The sequence below is a fragment of the Thermus sp. FJN-A genome, from assembly GCF_054655095.1.
Window position 1 is genome coordinate 205,805 of the sequence record NZ_BAAHSC010000167.1, and the last position, 12,333, is coordinate 218,137.

The 12,333-nt window shown below is 67.5% G+C and carries 12 protein-coding genes; 8 read left to right on the forward strand and 4 right to left on the reverse strand.

Translation table 11 applies throughout. The features are described from left to right. The first annotated feature begins 50 nt into the window (after positions 1–50). From ilvB to cimA, 7 genes are read left to right on the forward strand one after another with little or no spacing between them, the layout of a single operon-like run. Positions 51–1,739 (forward strand): biosynthetic-type acetolactate synthase large subunit, encoded by a 1,689-nt coding sequence (gene ilvB / locus ACYQ0J_RS04015; protein ID WP_460170888.1) that lies wholly within the window; start codon positions 51–53, stop codon positions 1,737–1,739. After that, a complete protein-coding gene (ilvN, locus tag ACYQ0J_RS04020; protein WP_015716745.1) occupies positions 1,736–2,248 on the forward strand; it encodes an acetolactate synthase small subunit in 513 nt (170 codons plus the stop codon). The genes ilvB and ilvN overlap by 4 nt, the downstream gene beginning before the upstream one ends. Then, positions 2,245–3,258 carry a ketol-acid reductoisomerase gene (gene ilvC, locus ACYQ0J_RS04025; RefSeq protein WP_460170889.1) on the forward strand — a complete coding sequence of 338 codons (1,014 nt, stop codon included), beginning with the start codon at positions 2,245–2,247 and terminating at the stop codon, positions 3,256–3,258. The genes ilvN and ilvC overlap by 4 nt, the downstream gene beginning before the upstream one ends. A 57-nt stretch (positions 3,259–3,315) precedes the next feature. After that, positions 3,316–4,875, forward strand: coding sequence for a 2-isopropylmalate synthase (locus ACYQ0J_RS04030; protein WP_460170890.1), 1,560 nt, complete (start codon positions 3,316–3,318; stop codon positions 4,873–4,875). A 24-nt stretch (positions 4,876–4,899) separates the two neighbouring features. Further along, positions 4,900–5,142: a hypothetical protein gene (locus ACYQ0J_RS04035; protein ID WP_460170891.1), complete on the forward strand. Its 243-nt coding sequence runs from the start codon at positions 4,900–4,902 to the stop codon at positions 5,140–5,142. Next, complete coding sequence (locus tag ACYQ0J_RS04040) at positions 5,118–5,636, forward strand: N-acetyltransferase family protein (protein ID WP_460170892.1); 519 nt, start codon at positions 5,118–5,120, stop codon at positions 5,634–5,636. Before ACYQ0J_RS04035 ends, ACYQ0J_RS04040 begins: the two co-directional genes overlap by 25 nt. Continuing rightward, positions 5,630–7,204 carry a citramalate synthase gene (gene cimA / locus ACYQ0J_RS04045; RefSeq protein WP_460170893.1) on the forward strand — a complete coding sequence of 525 codons (1,575 nt, stop codon included), beginning with the start codon at positions 5,630–5,632 and terminating at the stop codon, positions 7,202–7,204. Before ACYQ0J_RS04040 ends, cimA begins: the two co-directional genes overlap by 7 nt. Here the strand turns inward: cimA and ACYQ0J_RS04050 are convergent. From ACYQ0J_RS04050 to ACYQ0J_RS04060, 3 genes are read right to left on the reverse strand one after another with little or no spacing between them, the layout of a single operon-like run. Then, positions 7,185–7,709, reverse strand: coding sequence for a Uma2 family endonuclease (locus ACYQ0J_RS04050; protein ID WP_460170894.1), 525 nt, complete (start codon positions 7,707–7,709; stop codon positions 7,185–7,187). The genes cimA and ACYQ0J_RS04050 overlap by 20 nt on opposite strands. Before the next feature lie 7 nt (positions 7,710–7,716). Then, positions 7,717–8,493, reverse strand: a complete 777-nt coding sequence (locus ACYQ0J_RS04055; protein ID WP_460170895.1) for an ABC transporter permease — start codon at positions 8,491–8,493, stop codon at positions 7,717–7,719. Next, a complete protein-coding gene (locus ACYQ0J_RS04060) occupies positions 8,490–9,494 on the reverse strand; it encodes an ABC transporter ATP-binding protein (protein ID WP_460170896.1) in 1,005 nt (334 codons plus the stop codon). The genes ACYQ0J_RS04055 and ACYQ0J_RS04060 overlap by 4 nt, the downstream gene beginning before the upstream one ends. 23 nt (positions 9,495–9,517) lie before the next feature. On the opposite strand from ACYQ0J_RS04060, the gene ACYQ0J_RS04065 reads away from it, so the two are divergent. Next, positions 9,518–10,291 carry an ABC transporter permease gene (locus ACYQ0J_RS04065; RefSeq protein ID WP_460170897.1) on the forward strand — a complete coding sequence of 258 codons (774 nt, stop codon included), beginning with the start codon at positions 9,518–9,520 and terminating at the stop codon, positions 10,289–10,291. 168 nt (positions 10,292–10,459) lie between these two features. Here ACYQ0J_RS04065 and ACYQ0J_RS04070 read toward each other — a convergent pair whose 3' ends face one another. Next, positions 10,460–12,331, reverse strand: coding sequence for a DUF4900 domain-containing protein (locus ACYQ0J_RS04070; protein ID WP_460170898.1), 1,872 nt, complete (start codon positions 12,329–12,331; stop codon positions 10,460–10,462). Between the last annotated feature and the right edge of the window lie 2 nt (positions 12,332–12,333).

Genomic DNA, 12,333 nt, shown 5'->3' on the forward strand with positions numbered 1-12,333 from the left:
ATCCGTAAACCCCCCGGAGAACCCGGGGGGTTTTGGTTTAGGAGGGGGAGATGAAGGGATCGGAGGCACTCTTAAAGGCGTTGGAGCGGGAGGGGGTGGAGGTGATCTTCGGCCACCCGGGCGGGGCCATCATGCCCACCTACGATGCCCTCTACGACAGCCCCATCCGCCACATCCTGGTGCGGCACGAGCAAGGCGGGGTGCACGCGGCCACCGCCTATGCCCGGGCCAGCGGCAAGGTGGGGGTGGTGATGGCCACGTCGGGCCCCGGGGCCCTCAACCTGGTCACGGGCCTGGCGGACGCCCTGATGGACTCCACCCCGGTGGTGGCCATCACGGGCAACGTGCCCCGGGCCCTCATCGGCACCGACGCCTTCCAGGAGGCCGACGTCACCGGGGTCACCATGCCCATCACCAAGCACAACTACCTGGTGCAGGACGTGAACGACATCCCCCGGGTGGTGCGGGAGGCCTTCCACATCGCCGCCACGGGCAGGCCGGGCCCGGTGCTCATCGACCTCCCCAAGGACGTGCAGCTCGCCGAGTTCACGGGAAGCTTTGACGTGGCCCTGGACCTTCCCGGCTACAAGCCCACCCTGAGGGGCCACCCCAAGCAGATCGAGCGGGCCTGGGACGCTTTGGAAAAGGCGGAGCGTCCCATCCTCATGGTGGGGGGCGGGGCCCAGCAGGCCCACGCCGAGCTTCTGGCCTTCGCCGAGAAGACGGGCCTGCCGGTGATCACCACCCTCATGGGCCTCGGGGCCTTCCCGGGGAACCACCCCCTGTGGCTGGGGATGCCCGGCATGCACGGCACCGTGGCCGCCAACCGGGCCATCCACCACGCGGACGTGATCCTCGCCATCGGCCTCCGCTTTGACGACCGGGTCACGGGGAAGGTGGCCCGCTTCGCGCCCCACGCCCACACCATCATCCACGTGGACATAGATCCTGCCGAGATCGGCAAGGTGGTGCGCACCCACATCCCCATCGTGGGGGACGCCCGGCTGGTGCTCCGGGAGCTGGTGAAAGGGGCCAAGCCCCTGCGCCTGGCCGCCTGGTGGCGGGAGCTGGAGGAGTGGCGCACCCGCTATCCCTTGCGCTATAGGCCCAAGCCCCACCTGCAGAGCCAGGAGGTGATCCGGGCCTTCGCCGAGGCCACCGGGGGCCACGCCATCGTCACTACCGGGGTGGGGCAGCACCAGATGTTCGCCGCCCAGTTCTTCCCCGTGACCAGGCCGAGGAGCTTCCTCACCTCGGGGGGCCTCGGCACCATGGGCGTGGGCCTGCCCTTCGCCATCGGGGCCAAGGTGGCCCGCCCCGGGGAGCTGGTCATTGACTTTGACGGGGACGGCTCCTTCCAGATGACCTTGCAGGAGCTCGCCACCCTGGTCAAGTACCACCTGGACGTGAAGGTGGTGATCCTGAACAACGGCTACCTGGGCATGGTGCGGCAGTGGCAGGACCTCTTCCACGCCAAGCGGTATTCCGAGGTCTACCTGGCCGACTCCAACCCCGACTTCGCCCGGCTCGCCGAGGCCTACGGCATCAGGGGGGTGCGGGTGGAGCGCAAGGAGGACCTCATGCGGGGGGTGGAGGCGGTCTTGAACGCGGATGGCCCCGTGGTGGCGGAGTTTAAGGTCTACCACGAGGAAGGAGTCTTCCCCATGATCCCCGCGGGGGGCGCGGCCGAGGACATGATCCTGGAGCACCCGGCGGAGCGGGAGGAGGTGGAGGCGTGAGGCACGTGATCTCCGTCTTGGTGCAGGACCACCCCCGGGTCCTGAACCGCATCACGGGCCTCTTCGCCCGGAGGGGGTTCAACCTGGAGAGCCTGGCGGTGGGCACCACCCACGTGCCCGGCCTTTCCCGCATCAGCCTGGTGGTGTCCGGGGACGACCATACCCTGGAGCAGGTGGAGAAGCAGCTGAACCGGCTCATTGAGGTGCTCAAGGTCACGGACCATTCCGAGCCCCACGTGGAAAGGGAGCTCGCCCTGGTCAAGGTCCACGTGGCCGGGGTGGAGGAGCGCCTGGCGGTGAAGGACATCCAGGAGGCCTTCCGGGCCCGGGTGGTGGACGTGGCCCAGAAGAGCCTAATCCTGGAGCTCACCGGGGACTCCAAGAAGATAGACTCCTTCATCGAGGCCCTCAGGCCTTACGGGATCCTCGAGGTCATGCGCACCGGGGCGGTGGCCATGAGCCGCGGGGAGAGGACCCTTAAGGTCAGGGAAAAACGGGAGGCGGTATGAAGATCTACTACGAGCACGACGCGGACCTGGGCTTCATCCTCGGGAAGAAGGTGGCCGTCCTGGGCTTCGGCTCCCAGGGGCACGCCCACGCCCTGAACCTCAAGGAATCGGGGGTGGACGTGCGGGTGGGCCTCAGGCCCGGCTCCAAGAGCTTCGCCAAGGCGGAAGGGGCGGGGCTTCGGGTTCTGCCCTTGCCTGAGGCGGTGCGGGAGGCGGACGTGGTCATGGTCCTCCTCCCCGACGAGATCCAGGGGAAGGTTTACCGGGAGGAGATCGAGCCCAACCTCAAGGAGGGGGCGGCCCTGGCCTTCGCCCACGGCTTCAACGTCCACTTTGGCCAGATCAAGCCCAGGCGCGACCTGGACGTCTGGATGGTGGCTCCGAAGGGCCCGGGCCACCTGGTGCGGAGCGAGTACGTTAAAGGAAGCGGGGTCCCCGCCCTGGTGGCGGTCCACCAGGACGCTTCGGGCGCCGCCTTCCCCACCGCCCTCGCCTACGCCAAGGCCATCGGGGCGGCCAGGGCCGGGGTTATCCCCACCACCTTCAAGGACGAGACCGAGACCGACCTCTTCGGGGAGCAGGCGGTGCTCTGCGGGGGGCTCACCCGCCTCATCCAGGCGGGGTTTGAGACCCTGGTGGAGGCGGGCTACCCTCCGGAGATGGCCTACTTTGAGACCGTCCACGAGGTGAAGCTCATCGTGGACCTCATCTACGAGGCGGGGCTTAAGGGGATGCGCTACTCCATCTCCAACACCGCCGAGTACGGGGACTACACCCGGGGGGAGGTGGCCGTGCCCGTGGAGGAGACCAAGCGCCGCATGCGGGAGATCCTGCGGCAGATCCAGACCGGGGAGTTCGCCCGGGAGTGGATGCTGGAGAACCAGGTGGGAAGCCCGGTTCTGGAGGCCTACCGCAAGCGGTGGAAGGAGCACCCCATTGAGGAGGTGGGGGCGAGGCTTAGGGCCATGATGCCCTTCCTGCGGGCAAGGGTATTGGAGGAGGTAGGTTAGAGGGGCTTCTTTGGCCTCCCCTTGGGGGAGGCCTTGTGCTTTTAGGGAGGGATGAGGATGGAAGAGCGGCACATCCGGATCTTTGACACCACGCTTCGCGACGGGGAGCAGAGCCCAGGGGTGGCCCTTTCCCTGGACCAGAAGCTGGAGATCGCCCACGCCCTGGCCCGGCTCAACGTGGACATCATCGAGGCGGGCTTCCCCGTATCCGGGCCCTTGGAGTTTGAGGCGGTGCGGCGCATCGCCAGCGAGGTCAAGGGCCCCATCATCGCGGCCCTCGCCCGCACCCACACCCTGGACATCGACCAGGCGGCCAAGGCCCTGGAGAAGGCGGAAAGGCCCCGCATCCACGTCTTCACCTCCGCCTCCAAGGTCCACCTGCAGTACATGCTGAAGAAGACCGAGGAGGAGGTCTTGGAGATGGCGGACCAGATGGTCCGCTACGCCAAGAAGTACGTGGACGACGTGGAGTTTTCCGCTCAGGACGTGATGCGGGCGGAGTGGGACTTCGTCAAAAGGCTTTACGAGGTGGCCATCGCGGCGGGGGCCACCACCATCAACATCCCCGACACCACGGGCTACGGCACCCCCGGCGAGTACGGGGCCCTCATCCGCCGGATCCGGGACGAGGTGGTGCGGGGAAGGGACGTGGTCATCTCCACCCACACCCACGACGACCTGGGCCTGGCCACCGCCAACGCCCTGGCGGGCATTGAGAACGGGGCGGGGCAGGTGGAGTGCACCATCAACGGCATCGGGGAGCGGGCGGGCAACACCTCCTTGGAGGAGGTGGTCATGGCCCTCTACGTGCGCCGGGACTGGTACAAGGCCAGGACCCAGATCAACACCAAGGAGATCTACCGGGTAAGCCGCCTGGTGGAGCGCTACACCGGGATGCCCGTTCCCCCCAACAAGGCCATCGTGGGGGACAACGCCTTCGCCCACGAATCCGGCATCCACCAGGACGGGGTCCTCAAGCACCGGTCCACCTACGAGATCATGGACGCGGAGCTCATCGGGCGGCGTCCCGCCGTCCTCGTCCTCGGCAAGCACTCGGGCCGGGCGGCTTTTAAAAAGGCCCTCGAGGACCTGGGCTACAAGGACCTCACGGAGGACCAGCTCAAGGGGCTCTTCGCCCGCTTCAAGGAGATCGCGGAGAAGAAGGGGCCCCTCTCCGCCGAGGAGCTCCAGGCCCTGGTGGAAAGCGAAAGGCAGCCCGCCTCCCACCTCTTCAGCCTGGAACACGTGCAGTTCTTCTCCGGCTCGGGGCTTTTGCCCACGGCCACGGTGAAGGTGAAGACCCCGGACGGGGAGCGGGTTTCCACCCACACGGGGGACGGGCCGGTGGATGCGGTGTACAAGGCCATCCAAGAGGCCATCGGCTTCAGGCCCGAGCTGGAGCTTTACCGGGTGGAGGCCATCACCGGGAGCACCGAGGCCCTGGGCCAGGTGACGGTGCGCCTCAGGCTCGGCGAGCTCCAGGCGGTGGGCGTAGGGGTCTCCCCGGACATCATCGAGGCCAGCGCCCTGGCCTTCCTGGACGCCGCCGGGAAGCTGGCCTCGGGCCTGGCCACCCGGCACCCGCCCTCCATCGAAGAGGTGCACCGGGGGGTCTAGGGGAGGGGGTTCGTAGGAGGGGCCATGGTGGGCCTGGGGGAGCTCAGGGCTGCGGTGGGGCGGTTGGAGCAGCGCCTCGAGGCTTTGGAAGACGCCGAGGCCCAGAGACTTTTAGCCCTCTACAGGGGCATTCTTCCCTGCTTGGCCCGCGACCTTCAGGACGAGCGGGACAGGCTCTTGAGCCAGGGCGGGGCCCTCATGCTCATCCAGGAGGTGGTTCTGGACAAGGAGGGGCGTTCGTGGTGCGGATCCGCAGGGCCGGGCTAGGGGACCTCCCTGGGGTGGCCCAGGTCCTGGTGGATACTTGGCGGGCCACCTACCGGGGCGTGGTGCCGGAGGCTTTCCTGGAGGAGCTTTCTTACGAAGGGCAAGCAGACCGGTGGGCCCGGGGGCTGAGAGACCCCACCTGGCCCGGCCGGCTTTTCGTGGCTGAGGCCGGGGAGGTGGTGGGTTTCGCTGCCTTTGGGCCGGATAGGGCTTCCGGCTTTCCCGGCTACACCGCGGAGCTTTGGGCCATCTACGTTCTTCCCACCTGGCAGCGTAAGGGCCTGGGGCGGGCCTTGTTCCACGAGGGAGCCCGGCTGCTTCAGGCAGAGGGCTATGGGCGGATGCTGGTCTGGGTCCTCAAGGAGAACTCCCTGGGACGGGGCTTCTACGAGCACCTGGGCGGGGTGCTCCTGGGGGAGCGGGAGATTGAGCTGGGTGGGGCTAAGCTCTGGGAAGTGGCCTATGGGTTTGACCTAGGGGGGCAGAAGTGGTAGAAATCCTGGACACCACCTTAAGGGACGGCACCCAAGGGGAAGGGGTAAGCCTCTCCGTGGACGACAAGGTGGCCATCGCCAGGCGCCTCGCCGCCTTCGGTATCCACCTGATCGAGGGGGGGTGGCCCGGCTCCAATCCCAAGGACGCCGAGTTCTTCGCCCGCATGAAGGGGGTGGATCTGGGGGCGGCAAGGCTGGCCGCCTTCGGGGCCACCCGGAGGAAGGGGCTTTCCCCGGAGGAGGACCCCTCGGTCGTGGCCCTCCTCGAGGCGGAAACCCCCGTGGTGGTCCTCTTCGGCAAGAGCTGGACCCTCCACGTGCTGGAGGCCCTGGAGACCTCCTTGGAGGAGAACCTCCGCATGATCGGGGACACCGTGGCCTTTTTCGCGGGGAGGGGCAAGCGGGTGGTTTACGACGCCGAGCACTTCTTTGACGGCTACAAGGAGGACCCCGCCTATGCCCTCGCCACCCTCGAGGCGGCCCTCCAGGGCGGGGCCGACACCTTGGTCCTCTGCGACACCAACGGGGGGAGCCTCCCCGAGGAGGTCTACGCCGTCACCAAGGCGGTGGTGGAGCGCTTTCCCGGGGTCCGGGTGGGCATCCACCCCCACAACGACGCGGACCTCGCCGTGGCCAACGCCCTCGCGGCGGTGCGGGCCGGGGCCACCCACGTGCAGGGCACCATCAACGGCTACGGGGAAAGGTGCGGCAACCTGAACCTCACCAGCTTCCTCCCCACCCTGGTCTTCAAGTACGGGATCCCCGCCATCTCCCCGGAAAAGCTGAGGGAGCTCAGGGAGCTCTCCCACTTCGTGGACGAAAGGGCCAACCTGCCCCCCAACCGCCGCGCCCCCTACGTGGGGGAGGCGGCCTTCGCCCACAAGGCGGGGGTGCACGTCTCCGCCGTCCTCAAGAACCCCCGCACCTACGAGCACATCCCCCCGGAGTGGGTGGGGAACCAAAGGCGCTTTCTGGTCTCGGACGTTGCGGGCCGCTCCAACCTTCTCGCCAAGCTCCAGGCCCTGGGGGTGGACCTCTCCAAGGAGGAGGCCAGGCGCCTTCTGGAGGAGGTGAAGGTCCTGGAGTACGAGGGGTACGCCTTTGAGGGGGCGGAGGCCAGCTTCTACCTCCTGGCCCACCGCTTGAAGGGCGGGGCCCTTCCCTTTAGCGTGGAGGGCTTTAGCGTCTTCGTCCACGGAAGGGGCCTGGACACCGCCTGGGCCGAGGCCACGGTGCGGGTTAGGGTGGGGGAGAGCCTGCAGCACACCGCCGCGGAAAGCCCCTTCGGCCCCGTCTCCGCCCTGGATAGGGCCTTCCGCAAGGCCGTTTTGCAGTTCTACCCCGAGCTTGCGGACGTGGAGCTCACCGACTACAAGGTGCGCATCCTCTCGGGCCGGGAGGCGGGGACCAACTCCGGGGTGCGGGTGATGGTGGAGATGAGGCGGGGGGAGGAACGCTTCGCCACCGTGGGGGCGAGCGAGAACATCCTCGAGGCCTCCCTCAAGGCCCTCACCGATGGGTACGCCTACGCCCTCCTCTACCCGGTGGCTACGCCCAGGGGAGCCTGACCTCGGGGAAGGCGAGGGGCGCGGCCATCTCCTCGGGGGAGAGGAGGCGGATCTCCCGGTAGCGTCCGCCCCGGGGGTCGCGGTGGGCCTCCAGAAGGTCCTCCTGGAGGTTCACGAGCCAGACCTCGGGGATTTCCGCCTCGGCGTAGAGGGGAAGCTTCACCTCCCGGTCAAACGCCAAGGAGGTATCGGCCACCTCCACCAGGAGGAGGACGTCCTCCGGGGTGGGGAGGCGGTCCTGGTAGGGCTCCAAAGGGGGCTTAAGCACCATGAGGTCCGGCTCGGGCTCGGAGTCCTCGGAGAGGCGGAGGGGGGACTGAACGAGGATGACGGCCTTTCCCCTCAGGGCTTCCTGAAGCCTGGCATCCAACTGCGCCACCTTGTGCACGTGCTTGGGTCCGATGGGGCTCATCCGGTAGACCTCTCCCCGGAGGAGCTCCACGCGGGGCACCCCCTGGAAGGCCCGCTCAAACTCCTCTACCCGGAAGCGGTAGCGGGTGGCCATGCCTCCATTATGCCCCGTGCCCCGCGTAGCGCCTGAGGCCAAGGCGCCAAAGGAGCCGCCCAAAGAGGAGGAAGGCCGCGCCCCAAAGGAGCATCACCCATAGCCCCGGGAACAAGGCCACCTCCTGCCCCGCGAGGAGGGCGGCGGGCAGGTAGACCAGGTAGGGGAAGGGGGTAAGGAGGGCGAGGCCCTTTAGGGGCTCGGGGAAGACCTCGAGGGGAGCGATGGTGCCCGAGAGGAAGAGGTAGAGGAGGAAGAAGACCTCCTCCACGCTGGTGGCCCGCTCCGTCCAGAAGGTGAGCATGGCGGTGGCGTACTGCATGGCGTAGCGGAGGAGGAAGGCCAGGGCCGTGAGGAGAAGCCCCAGGAGAAAGGCCTTGGGCTCTGGGGTGAAGCGGGCCTCGGGGAAGAGGAGGAAAAAGAGGAGGGTGAGGAGGACCACGAAGGGAAGCCGGGCCAGGCGCTCGGCGGTGTGGGCCGCCAGGTGCTCGAAGAAGGGGTCCAGGGGCCTCAGGAGCCGGAAGGAGAGCCTTCCCTCCACCACGTCCCGCTCAAACTCCCACACCACCCAGACCACCGTGGCCTGCCGCACCAGGAAGACCATGAGGAAGTAGCGGGCGAACTCCCCCGGGGTCAAGGGGAAGTCCCCGCCCCTCGCCGCCTCCGTCCAGACCCCGAGGAGGATGAGGGGCAAGACCCCGGCCAGGGCCCAGAGGAAGAGCTCCGCCCGGTACTCCAGCATGTAGGCCAGGTAGACGCTTAGGAGGGTCTTGGCCTTCCTCACGCTTCCTCCACCGGAAGGGGGTTTTGGAAGACCCGGGCGATGACCTCCTCCAAGGGGGGTTCCCGCACCTCCAGGTCCTCCACGGGAAGCCGCCTCAGGATCTCCGCCACCTTCTCCGTGAGCCTTTCCCGGGCAACCAATAGCCGCGCCTCCCGGCCCTCCAGCTCCCGCACCTCCCCGAAGGGGAGGAGGGCCTCCCGGGGCATGGGGGCCTTCAGGGTGAGCCCCACCTCCCGGTAAGGGGCGAACCGCGCCAAAAGCCCTTCCAGGGCCCCGTCGTAGAGGAGCCTCCCCTGGTGGATGACGAGAACCCTCTCGCAGAGGGCGGCGATGTCCGCCATGTAGTGGCTGGTGAGGAGGATGGTGGCGCCAAAACGCCGGTTGTACTCCCGGAGGAAGTCCCGGACCGCCACCTGGGCGTTCACGTCCAGGCCCAGGGTGGGTTCGTCCAGGAAGAGGACCTGGGGACGGTGGAGGAGGGCGGCCAAGAGCTCCGCCTTCATCCTCTCCCCCAAGGAGAGCTTGCGCACGGGCTGGTGGAGCTTCTCCGTGAGGGCGAGCATCTCCGCAAGCTCCAGGACCCGCCTCCTGAACTCGGCCTCCGGGATCTCGTAGATGGCGGCGTTCAGGCGGAAGGTGTCCGTGGCCGGCAGGTCCCAGATGAGCTGCTGCTTGTTGCCCATCACCAGGGTGATCTTCTTCAGGAAGGCCTTCTCCCGCCGCCAGGGGACGTGTCCCGCCACCAGGGCCTGCCCCCGGGTGGGGTGGACGAGGCCCGTGAGCATCTTCAGGGTGGTGGTCTTCCCGGCCCCGTTCGGGCCCAGGAACCCCACCACCTCCCCGGGAAGGATCCCGAAGGAGACCCCCTCCACCGCCCGCACCGTGCGGTACTGGCGGCGGAGGAAGTGGCGCAGGGTGCCTAGAAGCGTGGGCTCCTTGAGGGCCACCCGGTAGTGCCGGGTGAGGTCTTTCGCCAGGACGATGGGGCTTGCGCCCGCCATGCCTTCAAGTCTACCTTGGGAGGGTGCGCTACCTGCGGGTGCTCAGGCTCTTTTTCCTCACCAGCCTGGCGGCGGAGATGGAATACCGGGCCAACTTCCTCCTGGGGCTCCTCTCCTCGGCCCTCACCCTCCTCGGGGCCCTCTTCGGCCTTTACCTCCTCTACCAGGGGGGGTACCGGCCGGGGGGGTGGGCCTTTGAGGAGGCCCTTCTGGTCCTCGCCGCCTTCACCCTGCTTCAGGGCGTGGGGAGCACCCTCCTCGCCCCCAACCTCAACAAGATCGTGGAGCACGTGCAGCAGGGCACCCTGGACTTCGTCCTCCTCAAGCCCATAGACCCCCAGTTCTGGCTCTCCTTGCGGGCCTTCTCCCCCTGGGGCCTGGGGGACTTTCTTTTGGGGATGGGGCTACTCCTCTACGCGGGGAAGCGGCTTGGCCTCGGGCTTGGGGACTACGCCCTCTTCGCCCTCTACTTCCTCCTCGGGGCCCTCATGCTCTACAGCCTCTGGTTTCTCCTGGCCACCACCAGCATCTGGTTCGTGAAGATTTACAACGTGACCGAGGTCCTGAGGGGGCTTCTGGAAGCCGGGCGCTTTCCCATATCCAGCTACCCGGCCCTTTATCGGGTCTTCTTCACCTTCGTGGTCCCCGTGGCCTTTCTCACCACGGTGCCCGCGGAGGCCGCTTTGGGCCAGGGGCGGGCCCCGCTTCTGGCCTTGGGGATGGCGGGGGTACTCTTCGGCCTCTCCCGGGCCTTCTTCCGCCTGGCCCTGAGGGGCTACACCTCGGCGAGCAGCTAATCGCCCTCCCCTTGGCGTGCCTGCATACGGCTTCCACTATGGACCGTCGGTGTGTTCTTTGGTAGCCCCACCGCGGCGAAGGCCGCGGTGGGGCACTTAACCTCTGTCCCTTGGGTTGCGGAAGGCGGGCGGCCGGGATGGCGGGCTTAAGCGATGGATTGACCCCGGTCAGAACTCCCTAAAGGAGAGGGGGGTGGCTTGCACCTTTTGGACATCGAAGATCCGGACGGTGGGGAAGTTGGGTGGGGCCAGAGCGCTGTCGGCGAAGCGAAGGTCGAAATCGTAGGTTTCCATGTAGCCCGAGGTGAGGTTCCCCCCAGAGGTTACAGTGCCCCGCAGTTGGTCGGCCGACTGGATGAGCCCGCCGAAGAGGCGCAGCTTGCCCTGCCTACCGCGGCCGCTGTAGTTCTCCACGGCAAGACCCCTCCCCGAGGCCCCGGAGAGGTAGGAACCCCAGAGGTAGAGGTTGTCAGGAGCCCTAATGGGACTATTTTCAATCACGATGTCGCTGGTTTGGGACATCACCCCAAGGACCGTGGATAGCCTCTCCCCTGCACCTAAGGCACACCTAGGTCTGCTGGCAAGGTAGGTGGCATCGGTCACCTTGGTGGGGTCGCACTCGTAGACCAGGTCCCCCGTGAGGCCGATGGCGCCTACGGCGGTGATGTGGAGCTGGGTCTCCTTGGAGAGGGCCGGGGGGATTTGGGTAGGAGGTGGGTGGTCCGGGCAGTTGTCGGAACTCCCCGGATAGTCCACCCCGCAGGGGGGGGAACCGGTGCGGGGGGGCCCCTGCAGGCTCTTGACCTCGCCTGTCACGTAGATCTGGCCAGTCGGTCCCCCCGTGCCCAGGGGCGCGGGGCCGTTCGGAGTACCGGCGTAGGTCCCGACGGAGGCACCGTTCTTGGTGACGGTAGTGGTGTTCGCCGTGTAGTCCACGGTGATGACCCAGGTGCTGCTCCCCTGCTTGAAGGTGTAGACCTGCTGCCCCGTTCCCGTGGCCCGGAGGACGAGCTGGTCCACATTTCCCTGGACGTAGATGCCCCCCTTGACGCCGGTACCGTCGTTGACGAGGTAAACACCCTCAGGCACGGAGGGGTCGCTGTTGCAGTTCTTGGCAGGAGGGTTGTGGAGGCGCAGGGCGAAGCAGATGTCGCGGGCGGACGGCGTGGAGGTGTCTGCGGGGTCCATGCCCAGGGCGGCCCGCTGCTGGGAAAGCGTAGAGGTGGGCAGTTCCACCAAGGGCTGGTTGCGGAGAAAGCCCTTCTGGAAATCGGGTACGGTGCAGGGGGGCCGGGAGTCTCCCCTGACCCAGATGCGGCTGCTTCCCGTGCACCCGTCCCCGGAGAGGCGCCAGTACCAGGCCCCATCGTCGCTGGTGCTGACGACGTCCTTGAAAACGGGCCTGCCCCAGAACCCCCAGTTGTGGTTGGCGTGGACCGGGCCGTTGAAGACCGCGCCCGTGGGGAAGAAGCCGGTTGTTCCGCCCGCGTCGTCTACCAGGAAAAGCCATTGGGACAGGGAAGGACGGCCAAGCTGGACCTCAAAGTAGCCCTTCTCCTCCACGCGGCGCCGGGCAACGCCCACCTGTCCGGTGGAGACCACCACGTAGTCCGCCCGGTAAGTCTGGGCCGTGGCCGCTTTGGTGTTGCCCCGGAAGCGGGTCACGGTAAAGCGCAAGGAGGCTTGGCCCTGGTCCACGGCCCCGGCCGGGACGGCCCCGTAGCTTCCGTTGAGGAGGCCCTGGATGGCCGTGGTGATGCCGGGCCACTCGCTCTCGGGAATCACCCAGTCCGTGGCCGGGTTGGCCGTGAGGCTCATCTTCGGGGCGAGGATCGCCTTGATGTCCCCACGGGCGATCTCCATAGCGTAGCGCGCGTAGACGAGCCCTGCCTCGCCGGCGGCCCGCGCCTGGGCTGCCTGGAGGGTGGACCTGGTCTGTCGCAGGTCCCCCAAGGTGCCCATGAAGAGCAGGCTTCCCACAAGGGTCATCACGGCGGCCACCACCAAGACCGCAATGAGTGCGACACCTTTACGGTGCATAT